Genomic DNA, 19,905 nt, shown 5'->3' on the forward strand with positions numbered 1-19,905 from the left:
AAAGTAAGTTTTTACTTACTTTCATGAATCCTTGGGGAATTCAAGTGAATCCAAGCTTTCGACTTGGTGGATCTGAGTCCCCACATTCGAATGGCGCTGCTTGGCTTCAAGAATCATCTGCGCTTTACGCATCTATGTGAGTTTGCGCCGACATAGCCGAGCTTCAAACCTTTTTTCAGCGGCAAAGTACGAGGTTCGTCTTGGAGGAAGAATGAAAGGGTCGGGTTCTATTCGGCAAGTTGTTAGAGCCGCCCGTCACATCGCATTGTTCTTCGTTATCATTGGCAGCGCTGCAGCCGCTGGCGCGCAGCTTGGTCAACAGCCTCCAGCACCGGTTACACAGGCCGGCACTGTGCAGAGCACTCTTTCGTCCACTCCTATCTCGTCGCCAGCGACCCCTTCTGGCACATCATCGGATCCGTTCGGCGGCAGCGTAATTACCGAAAAGGCGACTGACGAGATCATTTCGATATCTCTCAAGGACGCCATCAATCGCGGTCTCAAAGCGAACCTCGGGGCGTTGCTCAGCGAGCAAGGAATCACTTCAGCGCGTGGTCAGCGTTGGCGTTCCCTGCAAAGCATGCTGCCGGATGTCACGGCAAAGTTTGGCGAAAGCGTTCAACAGGTAAACCTTGCTGCATCTGGAATCCGATTTCCAGGCGTTCCGGCGGTGATTGGCCCCTTTTCAAATTTCGAAGTACGTGGATACCTGAATGCGAATGCCGGTCTTACGCAATATGAAAGTATCCGATCATCAGTCGAGAATCTGAAGGCAGCTCAGTTCTCATATCGCAACGCTTTGGAACTGGTCGTCTATTCGGTAAGTAACGCATACCTTCAGGTGCTTACATCCGGCGCCAATGTGCTGAATGCTCAGGCACAGGTAAAAACCGCGCAGGCCACGTTGGATCAGGCCAGGCAAATGCATCAGGCAGGGGTTTCCGCCAAAATCGATGAGCTCCGGGCCTCGGTAGAACTGCAGGCGCGACAGCAAGATCTAATCGTCGCTACGAACAATTTCGACAAATCCAGAATCGCCTTTGCCCGAACCATCGGACTGCCTCTCGAACAGAATTACGAACTCTCAGACACATTGCAATTCATTCAGGCCCCGCCGGTAACTCAAGAAGAAGCTCTCCATCGTGCACTGCAAGGTCGCTTTGATTACCGCCAGGCACAGGCTCAGGTACGCGCCGCGGAATTGTCAGAGAAGGCAGCGCGCTACGAGCGCCTGCCGAGTCTCTCGTTCAATGGGAATTACGGTGACATAGGGATTAGTCCCGGAACATCTCACGGAACATTTGTTGCTGCCGGAGCTATTCAAGTTCCGGTCTTCGAAGAAGGCCGCATTCGCGGGGACATTTATCAGGCGCAAGCCAATCTGAAACAGAGCAAAGACCAGCTCGCTGATCTCGAAGGCCGTATCAACGCAGAAATCCGAACCGCATTTCTGGACATCAACGCCGCGTCCCAGCAGGTGCAGCTTGCAGACTCTACAGTGAAGCTGGCCGAGGAAGAGCTTTCAGAAGCACGCGAAAGGTTCGCCGCCGGGGTGACTGACAACCTCGAAGTTGTGCAGGCGCAAGGCTCACTGGTGAATGCCCAAAATCAGTATGTTTCCAGCCTCTACGTTCATAATCTGGCAAAGCTTACATTGGCTAGGGTAGTCGGCGAAGCCCGTCAGAACGCCGCGACCTATCTCGGAGGAAAGTAATGGCTGCAACTCAAGACAAATCGCTGGAGACGATTGAGGAACAGAATCGCTCAACAGATAGTGGCGCACGCCGGTTGCAACCCGTCGAAGCTCCGGCGCGCACAAGTTCCCCCCAGGCTCCTCCTCCTGAGGATTTGGAGAAGTCCCGCGAAGAGGAAGAGGCTGCGGCGAGAACTGCGCAACGCAAGAACCGCCTGAAGAGGATCGCTCCTCTTGTTGTCGTGATAGCCGCACTTGGCGCTCTTCTGTGGTGGCTGCACTCGCGCCAGTACGAAGACACTGATGACGCACAGATCGACGGCCACATCAGCCAGATTGGATCTCGAGTGGCTGGCTACATCACGGCAGTAAATGTTGAGGACAACCAGGAAGTCCAAGCCGGACAGGTTTTGGTTGAAATCGATCCCCGCGACTATCAGGTCGCGCTCGATCGCGCAAACGCTGAGCTTGCCGACTCGCAAGCGCAGGCTGCAGCAGCAAACTACAACGTTCCGATAACTTCCGTCGCGACCAAGAGCCAAATCGAGTCGGCAGAGGCAGATGTTAAGAACACCCAATCTGCTGTTGCCGCCGCTCACAAGAACCTCGATGCTGCGCGGGCCAAGGTGCAGGCCGCTATTGGCAATAACGTGAAAGCGCAGAATGACGTGCAGCGATATAAAGGACTGGTCGAACGCGACGTAATTTCCAAACAACAGTACGATGCCGCTGTGGCCACAGCGCAAAGCACAGCCGCCGATGTACAGGGCTCGCAAGATGCCGTCATCGCGGCGCAAGAGGGGGTCACGCAAGCTGAAGCTCGAGTCGTACAGGCGCAAGCCAACTTGCGCAATGCTGGTACTGGTCCGAGACAGGTGAGCGTTACCCAGGCTCGCGCCACTTCTGCTCAATCGACCGCAGCGAAAAATCGGGCGGAGCTCGAGCAGGCCCAATTGAATCTCCAGTACACGAAGATCACTGCGCCAAGTCATGGAGTGGTCGGTCATCGCACCGCAGAGGTCGGACAGTACGTTCAGCCCGGACAGGCACTGATGTCACTCGTCGATATCGACAACGTCTGGGTGACAGCGAATTTCAAAGAAACGCAACTTCACCACATGCAACCGGGACAGCCAGTTAAGATTAAGGTCGATGCGAGCGGTCGCGAGTACAAAGGCAAAGTCCTGGCTATTGGGGGCGCGAGTGGCTCACGTTTCAGCTTGTTTCCTCCGGAGAACGCCACCGGGAACTACGTGAAGGTGGTACAGCGAATACCGGTGCGCATCGTGCTAGATGCCGATCAGAACAAAGATCACTCGCTGCGGCCCGGAATGTCCGTTGAACCTAGTGTGAAGGTGCGCTAAGGACGACTTTGGCGGGCACGGCTTCCAGCCAAGCCGTTGAGAAGAACACTTCTTTCTTCCTTGAACTCGCCGGCTTCAGCCGCTGCGGAAGCCGCAAAAAAAGAAGATGTGGCTCTCGCTTTGGCACGGATGGTTCGTGTCCCTCGTGAAGCGGTCTATGCCAATTGCGGAATCATAGAGACCAAAATGGGAACGACTACAGAAGACATCGAGGTTCGGCAATTCGCTGCACCGCCGCACGCCGAGTGGCGACCCAGACACAATCCTTGGGCGATCGCTCTCACCGTCACGATGGCGACATTCATGGAGGTGCTCGACACGAGCATCGCCAACGTAGCGCTGCCGCATATCGCGGGCAGTCTATCCGCCAGCACCGATGAGAGCACTTGGGTACTCACTTCTTACCTCGTTTCCAATGCAGTGGTGCTGCCGATCAGCGGATGGGCGTCCGACATCATGGGGCGCAAGCGCTTCTACATGACATGCGTCGCCTTGTTCGGTCTCAGTTCCCTGCTCTGCGGCCTCGCCCCGAGCCTTTCGTTGCTCATTTTCTTTCGCGTACTACAGGGTGTCGGCGGTGGCGGACTTGCGCCAAGCGAGCAAGCGATCCTGGCGGACACCTTTGAGCCGAAGAAGCGGGGCGTAGCTTTTGCCGTCTACGGCATGGCAGTCGTTCTCGCTCCGGCTATCGGCCCCACTCTGGGCGGCTGGATCACGGACAACTATGACTGGCGGTGGATTTTCTTCATCAACGTGCCCGTGGCCGTCTTGTCACTATTTCTGACAAATCGCCTCGTCGAAGATCCGCCCGAGCTTGCCCACAAGCGCAATGCGGGGATCAAGATCGATTACATCGGTCTCGCGCTGGTAGGTGTCGGCCTCGGGTGCCTGCAAGTGGTACTTGATAAAGGGCAGCGTGACGATTGGCTGCAGTCAGACTTCATCCTGTCTTTCTCGATCATCGCTGTCGTCAGCATTGTCGCTGCCGTCATTTGGGAGTACTTCCAGAAAGATCCCGTCGTCGACGTACGCATGTTCAAGAACCGCAATTTCGCGCTCGCCTTTGTCATGATGACCATGCTCGGCTTTGCGCTGTTCGGTACCACCGTGCTCATCCCACAGTATCTGCAAACCCTGCTGGGGTACACCGCCCAGCGCGCCGGAATGGCGCTCTCTCCCGGCGGTCTTACAGTGATGGCCCTGATGCCACTAGTCGGATTCCTAGTCTCCCACTACGATGCGCGCTGGCTGATCGCCATCGGGTTTCTTGCCTGCTCTGCCGCCCTGTTCCACATGATGGAGCTGAACCTTGGTTTGAGCTTCGGAGAGGCAGTGAAGCTTCGCATCTTTCAGGCGGCCGGCATTGCCTTCCTATTCGTACCCATCAATACCATGTCGTACGTAGGTGTGCCTCGGGGTAAGAATAATCAGGTTTCGGGCATGGTGAATCTGGCCCGAAACGTAGGCGGAAGTATCGGTATCTCGATCATCGAGACCATGCTGGACAGGCGCTCCCAGAAGCACCAGAGCGACCTCGCCTCGCATCTCACTAGTAGTAGTCCGGCGTTTCAGAGCCAGCTTTCGGCGATGACAAACACTCTGCTAAACGCGGGCTACAGCGTGGCCGACGCATCACAGCGCGCGTACAGCATGGTGTATCGACAGGTGCAGCGGCAAGCCGCTGCTCTGGCCTACAACGATGTGATCTTTGCGTTTGCGCTGGCTTGTGCCATGATGGTGCCGCTTGCCTTCTTCATGCAGAAGAACAAGCCCGGCGCCGGTCCTGGCGGAATGCACTAGGAGAGCCGGACTGCACGCGAGGTGCAGGATGAACATCCGCAATATCACCATCGACCGAGAAGTCGGGTGTGGCGGCGTAGAGATCGCCGCTCGTCTCGCCCGGGAACTTAATTGGAAACTCATCGACAAGTGCCTGATCTTCGATATTGCCAAGATGGCCAATGTGGACGTCGACGCAGTCAAAAAGCTCGACGAACATCCTGATCCCCTCCTCACGCGTATCAGCCGACTCTTCTGGGGAGGCGGCGCCGAACGCGGCATGGTGAACCCCGATCATTTCGACTGTAAAAAGATGACCGAGCTCACGCGCTCTGTCTTTCTGAAGGCCGCAGACGAAGGATATCGTGTGATCGTCGGCCGTGGCGCGCCGTATATCCTTGCCGGCCGTGAGGATACCTTCCACGTATTTCTCTATGCGCCGCGCCAATACAAGATCGAGCGAGTACGCAAATACTGTACCTGCGACGAACATGCCCAACAGGTAATCGACACCGCAGACCGTGAACGCGCGGCCTTCATTCGCCAGCACTTCCACATTGAATGGCCGGAGCGGCACATGTACAACCTAATGGTGAATACGGCGGTGGGCGAAGATGCTGTGGCCGAGACGATCCTTCAGGCTGCAAAACTCTTGGAGCCTGACCCTGCTCTGGCGGGATAGTTTGCAGTTGCGCAGCCCAGGCTTTCCTCTTACACTCCCCGAATGCTCAACGCTCGGGTGCTTAACGCAATAGTTCTGTCTTTTTTCTGCGCGGCGTCGTTGACTGCGCAGGATTCGTCGAGTCAGACGCCGAGCACCAAACCTGCACAAAGTACTTCCTCAAAGCCTGGCCGCCACAGCGGCTTGAGTCTCGATCTTCCCAACTCGTTAATCGTCGAGGGACGCGACACTAAGACTCATCCCTTAACAACCGGAGAAAAGTTTGGGCAGGTTGCCAAGAACTTCTTCAATCCGTTCACTTTTGTCGCGACGGGAGTTCAAGCGGGAATCGATCAGGCCGCGGACATACACCACGGATATGGCCAGGGCGCCGAAGGATTTGGCAAGCGCTACGGAGCTGACATCGCGGATACGGCTACAGCGCAATTTTTTGGCGTAGGTGTTTATCCATCGCTATTCCACACCGACCCGCGCTATTACCGGATGGGAAGCGGGACCTTCTTTTCACGCATGGGATACGCGGTGACTCGCGTCCTGGTAACTCGAACCGATTCGGGACGCCGCATTTTCAATTCCCCTGAAATTCTCGCCTGCGCAAGCTCGAGCGCGATCAGCAGGTCTTATTACCCTGGTGACGAGCGCAATGCCGGAGATTTCGCTTATTCGATGGGATCCCGCATTGCCTTTGACGCGGTCTACAATCTGGCCAAGGAATTCTGGCCGGATGTTCGCAATCACCTCTTTGGTCGCCATCGCTAGATACGCCTTCCTCCAGTGGCCAGTAACGAAGACTTGACTGGTGATAAGGTCCGCATTGAAGACGGCCAGCCTCAAGCGAGTAGCGCGTGGGTTCGCTATAATCACACGTTCTCTATGCAAGCTCGAAACGAGAAGAAAATCCGTGTACTAGTGGCGAAACCTGGCCTGGACGGGCATGACCGAGGCGCAAAGGTAATTGCCCGTGCGCTGCGGGATGCCGGTATGGAGGTGATTTATACGGGACTACGGCAGACACCAGAGATGATTGTCACTGCGGCGTTGCAGGAGGACGTTGACGTAATCGGGCTCTCAATTCTTTCAGGCGCCCACAACGCCATTGTGCCCAGAGTTGTCTCTCTTATGAAAGAGAAGCAGATGGACGATGTGCTGATCGTTCTCGGCGGTACGATTCCGGAACAGGATGTCCCCTTTCTCAATCAGCAGGGCGTAACCGGCATCTTCGGACCTGGCACCTCGATGGACCACATTGTGACTTTCATTCGCGCCAACGTGAAGCCGCGCGGGATCCCAGCCTAAAGAATCGGGGCATTGGGTGAAGTAAGAACCCGAAAGCTGCTGGACTACTTAGGATTCTCTTAAGTTCTTTGACCTGCGATACGAACTCACAAAATCACCAAATCGCCCGATTCTTACTTCACCCGATGGCCCGATCCTTCGATGTCCCGATGGCCCGATCCTTCTCCGGTTTGTTACTCTAGAGAGTTTCTTCGCACAGCCCAAATGGCCCAAAGCCCGGTCACATCCACGCCGAACAGCGTAATCATTTCTGCTATTGATCCCAATTCACCGCGATTTCAGAAAAACGCACTGGCGATGGCTGATCTGATCACAACCATTGCGCGCGAACAGGAGAAGATTCGAGAGGGTGGGGGAGCCAAGACAATCGAATCCCAACACAGCAAGAGCCGCCTCACTGCTCGTGAACGCATTGCTCTGCTCATCGATCGCGGTACGGAGTTGCTTGAGTTGGCAATCTACGCTGCCTACGGAATGTATGAGGAGTGGGGTGGAGCACCGGCAGCTGGAGTGATCACGGGACTTGCACGAGTCCAAGGCCGGCTCTTCATGCTGATCGCGAATGACGCAACGGTGAAAGCGGGCGCGTTCTTTCCAATGACGGCGAAGAAAGTAATCCGTGCTCAGAACATCGCCATCGAGAATCGCATTCCGACCATTTATCTTGTGGACTCCGCCGGTGTATTTCTTCCATTGCAGGAAGACGTTTTCCCAGATACAGACGATTTTGGCCGCGTCTTCCGCAACAACGCTGTCATGTCCGCCATGGGAATTCCCCAGATCACTGCCATTATGGGAATGTGTGTAGCCGGTGGAGCCTACCTGCCTGTAATGTGTGATCACATCCTGATGACCGAAGGCAGTGGTCTTTTTCTTGCCGGCCCCGCTCTCGTTCAGGCAGCGATTGGAATGAAGTACACGCCCGAGGAGCTCGGAGGCGCAAAGATGCACGCCCAAATTTCCGGCACGGTGGATTATCGCGAACCGAACGACGAGAGTTGCATTTCCCGAATCAGAACTTTAGTCGGAAAAATGGGCCAACGTCCTGGAGCTCCCTTCAGCCGTGTCGAGCCTCAGGCTCCTCGAATTCCCAAAGAACAGCTTCTGGGCATAGTCGATGCCGATCCGGCTCGTCCGTACGACATGAAGGAGATCATCGGAAGAATCGTCGACGAGAGTCGTTTCGAAGAGTACAAGACCGAATATGGCAAGACGGTTCTCTGCGGATACGCGCGCATCGGCGGCTTTGCGGTGGGCGTCGTCGCCAACCAAAAAATGCATGTGCAGGACCTTGACAAGCATTCCGGCGAAAAACGCGTCGAGTTCGGCGGCGTGATTTACACCGAGTCCGCCGAGAAAGCCGCCCGCTTCATCATGGACTGCAATCAGAACCTCGTACCGCTGATCTTCCTCCATGACGTAAACGGCTTCATGGTGGGACGTGACGCCGAGTGGAGCGGCATCATCCGCGCAGGCGCGAAGATGGTCAGTGCTGTCTCGAACTCTGTGGTGCCGAAGATCACGCTGATCATCGGCGGATCGTTTGGAGCGGGTCACTATGCAATGTGTGGCAAAGCGTACGATCCACGTTTCGTCTTCGCCTGGCCAACTGCCCGTTACGCGGTCATGAGCGGCGCATCAGCAGCGGGCACTCTAGTAGAGATCAAGATCAAACAGTTAGAGCGCGGCGGCAAGAAGTTGAGCGAAGCTGAGAAGAAAGAGCTCTACGAATCAGTGAAGAAGACGTACGACGAGCAAATGGATCCGAGGTACGGAGCCGCCCGGTTATGGATCGACAAGATCATTGACCCACTAGAGACACGCGATGTCTTGATCGCTGCATTGGAAGCTGCATCACTGAATCCGGAGGTTCCAAAGTTCAACGTAGGAGTGCTACAGACGTGAGCCCTCTTGTCATTCTGAACCAAGTGAGGAATGCCTACCGGAACCTAACGGTATGGACGTGCGTAGAGATTCCTCGCAGCAAATACGGCGGCTCGGAATGACAGAGAAGAAGCCCATAAAACTCATCGAATGTCCGCGCGATGCTTGGCAGGGCCTCGCGCACCAGATCCCCGCCGAGATAAAAGTGCATTACCTACGGGCGCTGATTGGGGCTGGATTCAAACATATCGATGCGGTTTCGTTCGTCTCACCAAAAGCAGTGCCCCAAATGGCCGACTCCGAGGAGGTGCTGAAGGAACTCGACCCACCCGACGATCTCGAGATCATCGGCATAGTCGTGAACGAAAAAGGCGCAGACCGCGCCATTGCGACCGATGCTGTACGGAGTCTCGGATTTCCCTATTCGGTTTCGCCAACGTTCTTGAGAAACAATCAGAATCAATCGCTGGAGCAAGCAATTGAAGTCTTAGAGAAGATCGAGCAGAAGGGGCGCGATGCAGGGCTGAATCTTGTCGTTTACGTCTCCATGGCTTTTGGTAATCCATATGGTGATCTATGGAATGTCAATGAGGTTATCGAAGCCGTCGATCTGCTCTCGGAGATGCAGATAGAGCAGGTTTCACTCGCCGACACGGTGGGATTAGCCTCTCCGCAACAAGTCATAGATCTGGTCGCTTCGGTGATGGATCGCTTTAAACATCTGGAAATCGGAGTTCACTTACACAGCCGACCTGCGCAAGCGAAAGAAAAGATCATGGCCGCGTACAATGCCGGATGCCGCCGCTTCGATTCTGCGCTTGGCGGACTTGGAGGATGCCCGTTCGCGCAGGACGAACTTGTGGGAAATCTGCCGACGGAAGTTTTGCTGGAAACACTTCGAGATCTTGGCGGGGAACTTCCAATTCGCAAGCCGCTGGATAATGTGCTGAAAATGTCACAGCTGATTGGAGCCGGTTCACTCTCGACCCAAATTCAATGAATTTCACCACATTAGTGCTTCACGAGAGCGACGGCGTCGCGCTGCTCACGTTGAACCGTCCAGACAAACGAAATGCAATCAGCTATGAGCTCATTGCCGACCTGCAAAAAGCGCTCAACGCAGTTGAGAAATCGTCATCTCATGTGCTGATTATCACCGGAGCTGGCAAAGCGTTCAGCTCAGGGATGGACCTCGAGAATCTTAGGTCACTGATCGGCCGCACTCAGGAGCAGAACATCGAAGACTCACGCACCATGGCGCGGTTGTTTCGCTCTATTTACGAATTTCCCAAGCCGACGATTGCGGCGGTGAATGGCCCCGCCATCGCAGGCGGAACCGGCATCGCCACAATTTGCGATTTCACTCTGGCTACTCACGAGGCAAAATTCGGCTACACGGAAGTACGAATCGGATTTGTCCCAGCGATCGTTTCCAACTTTCTCCTCCGCCATGTCGGCGAGAAGCACGCACGCGACCTGCTGCTCACCGGACGCATTTTTGCCGCAGACGAGGCTCTCCGCCTGGGACTTGTGAATGAAATCGTCGATCCCGATCGCCTCCTACCTCGTGCCTATGAACTGGCTCGCACGCTTATGGAGAACAGCCCGGCTTCGCTAAGAGCAACGAAGGAACTGCTCTCGCAGGCCATCAACGAGGAACTCGATCGCCGGCTTGAGACTTCAATCGAAGAAAACGCGCGCATTCGCCAGACGCCTGACTTCCGCGAGGGCATCACCGCCTTCCTGGAAAAGCGCAAGCCTCACTGGAGTAGCCATTGACGGCTAGTCGGTCGCACCAGAATCGCAGCACTCACGAGGTCCGGCTGCGCGTGCGCTACGCCGAAACCGACAGAATGGGCGTCGTATACCATTCAAACTTCTTCGTCTGGATGGAGATCGGACGAGTGGAGTTAATGCGCAACTTGGGATTTGACTACAAGCAGATGGAACTCGAAGACGACTGTCATCTGCCCGTGGTCGATGCCCGCTGTCGCTATAAATCGCCTGCTTACTATGACGAAGAGATTGTTGTGCGAACAGAGCTCCGCAATCTGCGGGGCTCGCTAATGCACTTTGGGTACGACATTTTGCGCCAAAGTGACCGCACGGTGCTCGCTGAAGCCGAGACCACCCATATCGTCGTCAACGCCCGGATGGAGAAACGACAGCTTCCGGAGCGATATCGCAGCACACTTGAAGCCTTGGCACGCAGGGCGCTGTCATAAATCAAACATCTACATTTTGGCCTAGGGCATCTATCCTATTGGCATGCTCAGCGTAACCCTCGCTTGCCTCACCGCGGGAATCGGTGTGCTTTTCCTCTGGTACCTGTACTACGCCCGCAAATCGAGGCAGCGAGCATTCGAGGTTCTCGGCTGGATTGAAAGTCTTTTGAGCGGCCACGGACACGTGGCTGGGCTCAAGTGGGATGGCTCGTCAACGTTCCATGTTCCGCTGCGCCTGCGTTCTAACGTGTTCCACAATGCCAGCTTGCATGTTCACTTGATCCCCAAAGAACTTCCTGCAAGCTGGCTCATCGGCAAGCTGAAGAAAAAAGAGGAAACGGCTGTGTTCCAGGCTGACCTCGACTGGGCTCCGCCATTTACTCTCGAACTCGAGAGCTACCGCTTGTTTGCGCGAACGCGCAAAGATCTTCCCCCGGATGCTCCGGGTTGGGAATTTGAGCAAACGACGCCATTCATTTTGACTAGCCGGAATGACTGGCAAAAAGAAATTACTGCAGTGATCACAAATCTGCTGAGCTCGCCTGAGCGGCAGTTCCTCAGGATCGCCTTCCGCCGCCAGTCGCCTCATTTCTCTGCGACCCTCTCCCTGGACGCCTTCGCACCTCAGTCGGCCTATCGAAGCGAAATCTTCAACTCACTTCGCGAACTCGCCACCGGAGCGTCTGCGCCGCAGATCTAAGCTTGATCTTATTGCGCACTTCACCCGATCACCCGATGGCCCGATCACCCGATTTTTCCGGTTTTTCCGGCCAGACCAGCGACGCGCCTACTGATAGAGCCAGGATCAACACTACTGCTCCAAGAGTGAGGCTGAGCGGGAGCTCGTAGAAATGGGAGGTCAACATCTTCAGTCCAACCAGCATTAAGACGATCGCAAGTCCGTAATGCAGGAGCCGGAATAGGGAAAAGAAATGTTCAAGAGCGAAATACAATGAACGCAGGCCAAGAATCGCGAAGACATTCGATGTGTAGACGATAAATGCGTCACGAGTAATGGCCAGGATCGCTGGAATCGAATCGACGGCGAAAATGAGATCTGTCGTCTCGACCACGATCAACGCCAGGAATAGTGGCGTTGCCATTCTCCGCCCTCCCCTTCTCAGGAAGAACTTGTTGCCCTCGAATTCGGTCACAATTGGGAAGAACCTGCGGAAAATCCGCAGCACCAGATTCTTGTCCGGATCGACATCCGGCTCATTGCTCCGTAACAGTCCAATACCGCTGTAAACCAGAATGGCTCCAAAGACGTAAATGAGAAATTCAAATCGCTGCAGTAGGGATACACCCAAGAGAATGAACAGCAGCCGCATGACCAACGCTCCAAGCACGCCCCACAGCAACACTTTGTGCTGGTACTCAGCCGGAATGCGGAAGTAGCGGAACAAAATCAGAAAGACAAAGAGATTGTCGATGCTGAGAGACTCTTCGACTACATATCCGGTGATGAACTGAAGCGCTGGCGTTTTTCCGAAACGAAGGAAGATAAGGCCTGCGAAAACCGCCGCCAGGAATATCCAGAACCCTGTCCAGGAGATCGCCTGTTTGAAACTCATGACCGATGAGCGCCGATGCAGCCCAAGATCCAAGGCCAACATCGCCAGCACGAAAAGATTGAAGCCGATCCAGAAAGCCAGCGTAGGAGCCATGCGTCTCGCTCAGCAGTGTACAGGCTGAGGCGAAATCGGTGGACCGGCCATCCCCGATCCGACAACTTGCAACAGTTCTAACGAGTATCTCTCGTGTACTCGGAGGTGCCATTATGCGTTCGCGTGCCCAAATAAAGTCACACCCAATTCATCCGATGCTGATCGTACTGCCCCTTGGTCTGCTGCTCGGCAGCTGGATCTTTGACCTTATCGGGAAAGCAACCAACAATGAGCTGCTCTGGGCTGCGAGCTACTATTGTGCGATTACGGGAATCGTTGCAGGATTCTGCGCCGCGATTCCCGGTTTAATTGACTGGATCGGTGTGGTGCCTCCGAAGTCGAGCGGAAAGAATCGTGGGTTATTGCACGGCGGCTTGAATGTCCTCGTGCTGGTCGTATTCATCGTCATCGCCGTTCATCGTACGAACGCCATTGCGGAGCCCGGGGGATTCGAACTTGGCTTGATGACCGCTGCCGTTATCGTTTTAGGAATCAGCGGATGGCTTGGGGGGACGCTCGCCTATCGCAACCAGATCGGCGTTGACCATCGCTATGCTAATGCCGGCGAATTCAAGGAACGCCAGCTTGATAGCTGGGAGCGGCCGGCATGCAATCAAAGCGAACTGAGCGAAGGACAAATGATGCTGGTTCGTGTGGGCGGCGAGCGGGTTGTCGTGGGACGATGCTCCGAAGGCATGGTGGCCTTCGCTGATCATTGCACTCACAAGGGCGGACCCTTATCAGACGGCGCTCTGGTCGGCTGCACAGTCCAATGTCCATGGCATGGATCACAGTTCGATGTGCACACTGGCAGAGTCATCGCTGGCCCAGCGAAGAGCAAGATCGATGTCTACGACCTCGAGGTGCGCGGTGGCGAAGTCTATATAACGCCAAGGAAAGAGACGCAGCCGAAGGCTGCCTAGATTATTTTTTGCGCGATCCGTAAGCTGCTCTGATGCAGAGCCAGGATCTTCATCACAGCTTACTTCGAGAGGCCCTCAACGAAGCCAAGCTTGGCTTGAGCGAAGGCGGACTGCCCATCGGTTCCGTGCTCGCCGACAGCGAAGGGCAGCTGATTGCGCGTGGCCATAACTTGCGCGTCCAAACCGGAGATCCTACAGCACATGCAGAAGTCGCATGCATCCGCAACGCCGGACGCCGCCGCGACTGGCGCCAGCTCACGCTCGTAAGCACGCTCAGTCCCTGTGTGATGTGTACAGGAACGTCGCTGCTATTCCGTATCCCGCGAATCATCATTGGCGAGAACCGCAATTTTCTCGGAGCTGAGCACCTGTTTGCTCAAGCCGAAGTGGCGGTGGAGGTGCTCGATGATGAGGAATGCGTGGAGCTGATGCGTGGCTTTATCACGCAGCACCCGGACCTTTGGAATGAGGATATCGGATTAACGTGAACGCCGAAAAATCGGTGGCAGAGGCGTTCTCCCGAAAGTTTTTACTTCGCACGGGCATTCAGCAACGCGAGCGTTCCCAGCATCGCGTTCCCTGAGATCTCCAGGCTTTTGGAAGAAAGTTTGTCGAGAGTGTCTTCCGGCGTGTGGTGGAAGGAGTTGTTGTAGCCGTAATCGAGATCGATGAAGTCCATTACGGGAATCCCTGCTTTGGCGAAGGGGAGGTGGTCATCATCAATCGCGCTTTGACGCCCATAAAAGTGAGACTGATAGCCATAATGGCTGGCTGCGGCGAAGGCAATCATCTGCAGGCGGATTGATGAATTCGCATCCTGCTCGATATTCAGGTCGGAGTCACCGATCATGTCGGCCAGCAGCAGAGCTTTGATTTGCTTGCTGGTTCCATCCCGCTGCCATTTTTCGGCGAGGTGCTTGCTGCCATAAAGGCTGTCGTTGGACCAATCGCGCTGCATCGCCTCTTCGCCATCCGTAAACACGAGCCAGACACTGTAGCCATCCACTGGCCCATTCTTTGCCTTTTCCCGAACTAAACTCGCGAACTCCAGCAGGAGGCCAGTGGAAGAGCCTCCATCATTTGCTCCGACATATGTCTTCGGCAGCCAAATGTTGGTCTCATAATGTGAGGCGAAAACCACTATGCCGGGCTTCTTGCCGGGATATTTCGCGACTATGTTCCGAATTGGGAAGCCGCCTTGAGGAGTGCTTTGGGTAAAAGCATCGTCTTCCACCTGATCACCCTTCAAGTGCGCAAGGATGAAATCTTCGGCCTTCTTGTGCCCCGCGCTGCCCAATGGCCGCGAGCCGATCGCGACGAACTGCTTCACATATGCCCAACATCGCTGCGGATCGATCTTGAGCGCCTGATCCATTGCCGCATCGATCTGCTGCTGCGAGAGACCTATTTCAGTAGAGCGCGGATCAGCCGGCGGTGCGCTCTGCGCCGCTCCCGAAGCCGGGGCAGAGGCACTCCTGGCGTTATTGCACGCGAGAATCGCGAAGGCGAAACAAACTATCGGCAGAATTGCCAGCTTCATTGCTAATTCCTGTGGCACAGCCGCCCTCGGCTGTGGCTCCGCCCAAAGTGAACACAGGCGAGGCCGCCTGTGCAAATAGAAATCTACGTCCTGGCCCGAGCTTTACGCCGACTAGGATGCACCAAATAGGCCACTCCGATACTCACGATATAGAGTCCAACCATCGGCGCAGCAAACAGACACATATTCATGATGTCCGTTGTCGGAGTCACGATCGCAGAAATGGTAAAGATGATCAAAATTGAATATCGCAGGTTCCGCCACAGCCATCCGGCGGTAACGACTCCCATCAGAGCAAGGAAAAACACTAATATCGGCAGCTCAAAAATGATTCCCATGCCAATGATCAGCGTCAGGAAGAGATCCGTATATTCGCCGATCGTGATCATCGGCTTAAACTGTTTGCTGAAATCGATGAGGAAATTCAGCGCTCTCGGAAACGCCATCTTGTAGGCGAATAATCCGCCTGCAATGAACAATCCGACGGTCGCAATCATGAAGGGTATAACGTAGCGTTTTTCGTGCGTGTACAAACCCGGCGAGATGAAGAGCCAGACCTGATACAGCACCGCGGGAGAAGCCACAAAGATGCCGCCAATCAGCGCCATCTTCAGGTACATATTGAAGGGATCCGTAGGATTCGTGAATACAAGCTGCGTATCGAGGTGATTATTCTTCAGGGCGAAGCTGATCGGAGCCTGCATCAGCTCGTACAGCTGTTCGTGGTACCAGTAGCAAATGCAGAAGCCCGCAAAGATCGCCAGCGCCGAATAGATAATTCGCTTACGCAGCTCTTCCAGGTGCTCGAGCAACGACATGCCGGGCAGTTCCACCCGGCTCACTACTTCTTCCCGCGCTCGTTCGGTTAGGTCTCCGAGGTCTTTAGGCATTTCCCGCCGAATCTGCCTTGTAAGAGGAAGACGAGTGGGACACGGTGTAGTCGGGCTCGGAAGCCGCTGCGGCTATTTCTGAAGTCGAAGCGGAGGCAGCCGCGGCTTCAGCCGTCGGCGCTTCAGCCGTCGCCGCAGACGATCCGACGGTCAATGCGGGAGGCTGCGATGCCACCGTATTCGACAGCGAGATCGGAGGCGCGATGGTGTTCTTCACATCGGCTTCCAGCTCGAGTTTCCGTACCTCGTCCTCGATCTGTGACTGAAATTCGCGGCTGGCGCGCTTGAATTCTGCCAATCCCTTACCGATTTGCCGGCCAATCTCCGGCAACTTCTTTGGCCCAAACAGTATGAGAGCCAGCACGAAGATGAACATCATCTCTGGAAAGCCGAGGTTCATAACTGATCCATGATAAAGCTAAAAGCGACTGAGCTGCTAAAGCTCTGAGCTTCTGAGCTGCCAGCGGAAGTCAAAGTCAGAGCGAACACGGAGGTCACGGAGCGAACGGAGGGTGGGAACAGGGAGGCCCACAAACCGCTCTTTTCTCGCCTTGTGTGATTTCGCCTCCCGAACCTCCGTGTCCTCCGTGTTCGCTCTTGCTTTTGCCCTTTAGCCCTCCCGAACTTCCGCGTCCTCCGTGTTCAATCTTGGGTATTGCTGTGGGCTCAGAAGCTTAGAAGCTCAACAGCTACTTCCCGCATCCAATTACTTTGGAGTCATAGAATTGTCGGATTTCTGGCTTAGCAGCTCGGAAAACCGATGCTATACTCAACCGAAATACTGGTTTCCGGCCGACTTTCATCCCGCAGACCTCGTTCTCATAAGAGAGCTTAGCGGCTGTTGATAACGCCCCGGAGCCCAAGGACGTCCAAACGACATGGTGAGTAGCTCCCGTCGCTCTCTCTTCCTGGTTCTCTCAATTCTCCTTCTTTGCGGCTGCATGGGTGCCGTATTTGGGCAGCGCAGCTCGGCTGTCGAGGGTTCGTCTGACGGCGAAATCCGCGACAACATCAAGGAATTCACCCAGGTTTACGACCTCGTAGAGAAAAACTACGCGGAGCCCGTGAATCCCGATAAGGCGATTTATAACGGCGCCATTCCGGGAATGCTGCGTGTGCTCGACCCGCACTCGAACTTCTTCGACCCCAAGCAGTACGCCCTGCTGCGTGAAGATCAGCGCGGCAAGTACTACGGCGTCGGCATGTCGGTCGGCCCGCGCAACAACAAAGTCATCGTGATCGCCCCATTCGTGGGCACTCCGGCATACAAGGCCGGGATTCGTCCCGGTGACGTGATCGCCGCCGTGGACGGCAAGCCCACCGACAACATGACGACCAGCGAAGTCGCCGATCTGCTGAAGGGCGCAAAAGGCACTACGGTTCACATCACCATCATTCGTGAAGGCGCCGACAAGCCAATCGAGTTCACCGTCGTGCGCGACGAGATTCCGCGCTACAGCGTTGATCTCGCATTTGAGATCCGTCCCGGCATTGGCTACATGCACGTCAACGGATTCACCGAGACCACCGAGCACGAAGTCGCGCAGGGACTCGAGAAGTTCCAGCAGCAGGGTGAACTCAAGGGCTTGATCCTCGACTTGCGCCAGAACCCCGGCGGACTGCTCAGCGAAGGCGTTGGCGTAGCCGACAAGTTCCTGCACAAGGGACAAGTCATCGTCTCGCATCACGGACGCAACTCGCCCGAAAAGATCTACCGTGCTGCCCACGGCAATGGCGGCAAAGACTATCCCCTGGTTGTGCTCGTAAATCGAGGCACGGCATCGGCGGCTGAGATCGTCAGCGGCGCGATTCAGGATCATGATCGCGGCCTGGTAGTCGGCGAGAGCACCTTCGGCAAAGGCCTGGTGCAGACCGTCTATCCATTAGGCGAAAACACCGGCCTCGCTCTGACTACGGCCAAGTACTACACGCCCAGCGGACGGCTCATCCAGCGCGACTACAACGGCGTCTCGCTCTACGACTACTACTACAATCACGAAGAACAGACGAACTCCAACGTCGGCAAAGAAATCAAGCTAACCGACAGCGGACGCACCGTCTACGGCGGCGGCGGCATCACGCCCGACGTGAAGTTCCCGCAACCCAAGCCGAACCGCTTTCAGGACGAGCTCCTGCAGCACTATGCGTTCTTTAACTTCTCCAAGCACTACCTGTTCAATCGCCATGTCGGCAAAGACTTCCAGGTGAACGACGCCGTCCTCCAGGACTTCCGCAAGTTCCTCGACGGCGAGAAGATCACCTACAACGAAGCCGATATCGTCGGCGTGCAGGATTGGATCGCCTCCCACATCAAGGCAGAACTGTTCGTCTCCGAATTTGGACAGCAGGAAGGCCTGAAGGTACAGGCCGAGAGCGATCCGCAGGTAGTGAAGGCCCTGGAGCTGTTGCCCCAAGCCAAGGAGCTGGCCGACAACGCAAAACACATCATCGCGGAACGCACCAGCGCAAGAGCGAATGCCGGAGCCTCCGCAGCAGCAACCGCGCAGTAAAGCAGCAATTAGCTACGGCAACAGCAGCAATTAGCGATAAGCAATTAGCAATTAGCTACGGCAACAGCAAAAGCGTGGGACGCCGGAGTCGAAGGATCTTGTGTTTTGCTGTTGCGACTTAACTCACCCCCCGCTACCGCCGGGGGTTCTGACTTCACCCGATCACCGGATGACCCGATCACTCGATTCTTCCTGTCCCCCGTAACCTGTCCCCTCGCTCTTGCCCTAGCTAATTGCTTATCGCTAATTGCTGGATTTTGCCGTTGCCGTAGCTAATTGCTAATCGCTAATTGCTGATTTTTCCGTAATCGCTAATTGCCGCCATTTACTGAACGTGGAAGCCCGAGATGTATTCCGCGCCTGCCGTGTCGCTCAGGACAAAGTTTCCGCCGATCCCGGTGCCAGTCATGCTGAAGCTGCCCGAGGCATTGCCTTGAGCATCGGTCGCCAGGGTGCCCAGGGTGACGCAATTCTGCATACCTTGGCCGCAAACGGCGACGGTGAAACTGTGGGCTGCCTGCGCGCCCGCCAGCGAAACCTGCCCTGCCTTGGCGGTAACCGACACTCTGCCGGCTCCTGCCGCGGTTCCGGTCGGCGCGGCGACGCCGCCTGAGATGCTGGAAGCAGGCAGCAGCGGCACTGAGTAAGTCAAACCCGAGTAGGCGGGATCGACGGGATTCGGCCCGGTGCCAAAGTATGCGTCCTCACCTGACGAGGTTTGCAGGAAGATCCCGAAGATTCCGGCGAAGTTGCCCTTCGACGGAAACTGGAATGTAGGGTTAGCGGAGCCGTTACCGTCAGTAGAGAACGTGCCTACTTGAAACTTGTCCTTTGTCGAAGGCGAGCTGAAATGCGAGAAGTAAATGGTGAAATTCGAATTCGGAAGTGATGTTGGCCGGTTGAATTGCACCGTGCCACTCCCGTTATTTGAGCTGGCGTTCAAGGTCAGCATGCCGGCGACGGCGTTTGTACGCCCCGGGACAAACCAGACGGATGCCTGGAAATTGTCAGGAGCGGAGCTTGCCGTCGGCGTGGGCGAGGGCGTTGGACTGGGAGCGGGAGCCGGCGCAGACGTGGACGGCGGAGTAGCCGGCGGAGCGGGCGTGGATGACGACTGGTACGAGGATCCTCCGCACGCCCCCAGGGTAGCGGCTACGAAAAATGCACATAGGCAGAATGATATTCGCGACATCATAAGAGCCTCTTGGGAATGAGTTTTCTTAATTTGCGATGCAGCAGCGCGCAGCAGGTCTGGCCAAGGTGCCAACAAAAATCGAGAGCAGGCCAGCTCTGATTCAGTACCGCTGCGTTTGGCAATCGCTAATTGCTGCTTCGAGCTCGTTATCCTGAGCGAAGGATGGTCCAACGCATTTTCGCCAGCGTTGCAAATGCCGGCTCCCAAGAACTCGGTGTTCTTCTTGGGGTATAAGACCGGAGTCGAAGGCTACTGCT

Annotated in this window: 20 protein-coding genes; 15 read left to right on the forward strand and 5 right to left on the reverse strand. The window is 55.6% G+C overall.

The genetic code is table 11. From position 1 onward, the window contains the following. Positions 1-211 precede the first annotated feature (211 nt). The 11 genes from DMG62_17870 to DMG62_17920 all read left to right on the forward strand — a co-directional run bounded on the left by DMG62_17870 (position 212) and on the right by DMG62_17920 (position 11,623). A complete protein-coding gene (locus DMG62_17870) occupies positions 212-1,714 on the forward strand; it encodes a TolC family protein (GenBank protein ID PYY21586.1) in 1,503 nt (500 codons plus the stop codon). Beyond that, positions 1,714-3,057 (forward strand): HlyD family secretion protein, encoded by a 1,344-nt coding sequence (locus DMG62_17875; protein PYY21587.1) that lies wholly within the window; start codon positions 1,714-1,716, stop codon positions 3,055-3,057. Before DMG62_17870 ends, DMG62_17875 begins: the two co-directional genes overlap by 1 nt. A gap of 186 nt (positions 3,058-3,243) precedes the next feature. Then, the gene (locus tag DMG62_17880) at positions 3,244-4,857 is read left to right on the forward strand and encodes an EmrB/QacA family drug resistance transporter (GenBank protein PYY21606.1); all 1,614 of its coding nucleotides are present in this window, start codon (positions 3,244-3,246) and stop codon (positions 4,855-4,857) included. A gap of 28 nt (positions 4,858-4,885) precedes the next feature. Next, a complete protein-coding gene (locus tag DMG62_17885) occupies positions 4,886-5,518 on the forward strand; it encodes a cytidylate kinase-like family protein (GenBank protein PYY21588.1) in 633 nt (210 codons plus the stop codon). A gap of 42 nt (positions 5,519-5,560) precedes the next feature. Continuing rightward, a complete protein-coding gene (locus tag DMG62_17890) occupies positions 5,561-6,277 on the forward strand; it encodes a hypothetical protein (protein PYY21589.1) in 717 nt (238 codons plus the stop codon). A gap of 114 nt (positions 6,278-6,391) precedes the next feature. After that, the gene (locus DMG62_17895) at positions 6,392-6,814 is read left to right on the forward strand and encodes a methylmalonyl-CoA mutase (GenBank protein PYY21607.1); all 423 of its coding nucleotides are present in this window, start codon (positions 6,392-6,394) and stop codon (positions 6,812-6,814) included. A gap of 204 nt (positions 6,815-7,018) precedes the next feature. Then, entirely contained in the window at positions 7,019-8,719 is a 1,701-nt protein-coding gene (locus DMG62_17900) for a methylcrotonoyl-CoA carboxylase (GenBank protein ID PYY21590.1), read from the forward strand. A 97-nt stretch (positions 8,720-8,816) separates the two neighbouring features. Beyond that, positions 8,817-9,698: a hydroxymethylglutaryl-CoA lyase gene (locus DMG62_17905; GenBank protein ID PYY21591.1), complete on the forward strand. Its 882-nt coding sequence runs from the start codon at positions 8,817-8,819 to the stop codon at positions 9,696-9,698. Next, positions 9,695-10,477, forward strand: a complete 783-nt coding sequence (locus DMG62_17910) for an enoyl-CoA hydratase (GenBank protein PYY21592.1) — start codon at positions 9,695-9,697, stop codon at positions 10,475-10,477. The genes DMG62_17905 and DMG62_17910 overlap by 4 nt, the downstream gene beginning before the upstream one ends. Before the next feature lie 74 nt (positions 10,478-10,551). Then, entirely contained in the window at positions 10,552-10,923 is a 372-nt protein-coding gene (locus tag DMG62_17915; protein PYY21608.1) for an acyl-CoA thioesterase, read from the forward strand. Between the two features lie 43 nt (positions 10,924-10,966). Continuing rightward, the gene (locus DMG62_17920; protein PYY21593.1) at positions 10,967-11,623 is read left to right on the forward strand and encodes a hypothetical protein; all 657 of its coding nucleotides are present in this window, start codon (positions 10,967-10,969) and stop codon (positions 11,621-11,623) included. A gap of 28 nt (positions 11,624-11,651) precedes the next feature. On the opposite strand, the gene DMG62_17925 is transcribed toward DMG62_17920, so the two are convergent. Beyond that, complete coding sequence (locus DMG62_17925; GenBank protein PYY21594.1) at positions 11,652-12,590, reverse strand: hypothetical protein; 939 nt, start codon at positions 12,588-12,590, stop codon at positions 11,652-11,654. A 113-nt stretch (positions 12,591-12,703) separates the two neighbouring features. On the opposite strand from DMG62_17925, the gene DMG62_17930 reads away from it, so the two are divergent. After that, positions 12,704-13,513: a hypothetical protein gene (locus DMG62_17930; GenBank protein ID PYY21595.1), complete on the forward strand. Its 810-nt coding sequence runs from the start codon at positions 12,704-12,706 to the stop codon at positions 13,511-13,513. Positions 13,514-13,545: 32 nt separating this feature from the next. Then, complete coding sequence (locus DMG62_17935) at positions 13,546-14,001, forward strand: tRNA-specific adenosine deaminase (protein PYY21596.1); 456 nt, start codon at positions 13,546-13,548, stop codon at positions 13,999-14,001. A gap of 41 nt (positions 14,002-14,042) precedes the next feature. Here DMG62_17935 and DMG62_17940 read toward each other — a convergent pair whose 3' ends face one another. The 3 genes from DMG62_17940 to DMG62_17950 all read right to left on the reverse strand — a co-directional run bounded on the left by DMG62_17940 (position 14,043) and on the right by DMG62_17950 (position 16,343). Next, positions 14,043-15,053, reverse strand: coding sequence for a peptidase M28 (locus DMG62_17940; protein PYY21597.1), 1,011 nt, complete (start codon positions 15,051-15,053; stop codon positions 14,043-14,045). A gap of 83 nt (positions 15,054-15,136) precedes the next feature. Next, positions 15,137-15,943 carry a twin-arginine translocase subunit TatC gene (gene tatC / locus DMG62_17945; protein PYY21598.1) on the reverse strand — a complete coding sequence of 269 codons (807 nt, stop codon included), beginning with the start codon at positions 15,941-15,943 and terminating at the stop codon, positions 15,137-15,139. Further along, positions 15,936-16,343, reverse strand: a complete 408-nt coding sequence (locus DMG62_17950) for a hypothetical protein (protein PYY21599.1) — start codon at positions 16,341-16,343, stop codon at positions 15,936-15,938. Before DMG62_17950 ends, tatC begins: the two co-directional genes overlap by 8 nt. A gap of 481 nt (positions 16,344-16,824) precedes the next feature. Here DMG62_17950 and DMG62_17955 point away from each other — a divergent pair, with 481 nt between their 5' ends. Beyond that, entirely contained in the window at positions 16,825-18,453 is a 1,629-nt protein-coding gene (locus tag DMG62_17955; protein PYY21609.1) for a S41 family peptidase, read from the forward strand. A 325-nt stretch (positions 18,454-18,778) separates the two neighbouring features. Here DMG62_17955 and DMG62_17960 read toward each other — a convergent pair whose 3' ends face one another. Next, the gene (locus DMG62_17960) at positions 18,779-19,405 is read right to left on the reverse strand and encodes a hypothetical protein (protein ID PYY21600.1); all 627 of its coding nucleotides are present in this window, start codon (positions 19,403-19,405) and stop codon (positions 18,779-18,781) included. Between DMG62_17960 and DMG62_17965 the strand changes: the two genes are divergently transcribed. Beyond that, on the forward strand, positions 19,404-19,667 hold the full coding sequence (locus DMG62_17965) for a hypothetical protein (protein PYY21601.1): 264 nt from the start codon (positions 19,404-19,406) through the stop codon (positions 19,665-19,667). The genes DMG62_17960 and DMG62_17965 overlap by 2 nt on opposite strands. Positions 19,668-19,905: the final 238 nt, after the last annotated feature.

Source organism: Acidobacteriota bacterium (assembly GCA_003225175.1).
In the GTDB taxonomy this organism is placed as follows: Bacteria; Acidobacteriota; Terriglobia; order Terriglobales; family Acidobacteriaceae; genus Gp1-AA112.

Coding starts and splice junctions, on each gene's coding strand:
- DMG62_17885 (PYY21588.1), top strand. CDS start 4,886: ATGAACATCCGCAATATCACCATCGACCGAGAAGTCGGGTGTGGCGGC.
- DMG62_17915 (PYY21608.1), top strand. CDS start 10,552: ATGGGCGTCGTATACCATTCAAACTTCTTCGTCTGGATGGAGATCGGA.
- DMG62_17900 (PYY21590.1), top strand. CDS start 7,019: ATGGCCCAAAGCCCGGTCACATCCACGCCGAACAGCGTAATCATTTCT.
- DMG62_17910 (PYY21592.1), top strand. CDS start 9,695: ATGAATTTCACCACATTAGTGCTTCACGAGAGCGACGGCGTCGCGCTG.
- DMG62_17880 (PYY21606.1), top strand. CDS start 3,244: ATGGGAACGACTACAGAAGACATCGAGGTTCGGCAATTCGCTGCACCG.
- DMG62_17930 (PYY21595.1), top strand. CDS start 12,704: ATGCGTTCGCGTGCCCAAATAAAGTCACACCCAATTCATCCGATGCTG.
- tatC (PYY21598.1), bottom strand. CDS start 15,943: ATGCCTAAAGACCTCGGAGACCTAACCGAACGAGCGCGGGAAGAAGTA.
- DMG62_17920 (PYY21593.1), top strand. CDS start 10,967: ATGCTCAGCGTAACCCTCGCTTGCCTCACCGCGGGAATCGGTGTGCTT.
- DMG62_17950 (PYY21599.1), bottom strand. CDS start 16,343: ATGAACCTCGGCTTTCCAGAGATGATGTTCATCTTCGTGCTGGCTCTC.
- DMG62_17960 (PYY21600.1), bottom strand. CDS start 19,405: ATGCTGACCTTGAACGCCAGCTCAAATAACGGGAGTGGCACGGTGCAA.
- DMG62_17870 (PYY21586.1), top strand. CDS start 212: ATGAAAGGGTCGGGTTCTATTCGGCAAGTTGTTAGAGCCGCCCGTCAC.
- DMG62_17890 (PYY21589.1), top strand. CDS start 5,561: ATGCTCAACGCTCGGGTGCTTAACGCAATAGTTCTGTCTTTTTTCTGC.
- DMG62_17875 (PYY21587.1), top strand. CDS start 1,714: ATGGCTGCAACTCAAGACAAATCGCTGGAGACGATTGAGGAACAGAAT.
- DMG62_17905 (PYY21591.1), top strand. CDS start 8,817: ATGACAGAGAAGAAGCCCATAAAACTCATCGAATGTCCGCGCGATGCT.
- DMG62_17940 (PYY21597.1), bottom strand. CDS start 15,053: ATGAAGCTGGCAATTCTGCCGATAGTTTGTTTCGCCTTCGCGATTCTC.
- DMG62_17925 (PYY21594.1), bottom strand. CDS start 12,590: ATGGCTCCTACGCTGGCTTTCTGGATCGGCTTCAATCTTTTCGTGCTG.
- DMG62_17965 (PYY21601.1), top strand. CDS start 19,404: ATGCCGGCGACGGCGTTTGTACGCCCCGGGACAAACCAGACGGATGCC.
- DMG62_17895 (PYY21607.1), top strand. CDS start 6,392: ATGCAAGCTCGAAACGAGAAGAAAATCCGTGTACTAGTGGCGAAACCT.
- DMG62_17935 (PYY21596.1), top strand. CDS start 13,546: ATGCAGAGCCAGGATCTTCATCACAGCTTACTTCGAGAGGCCCTCAAC.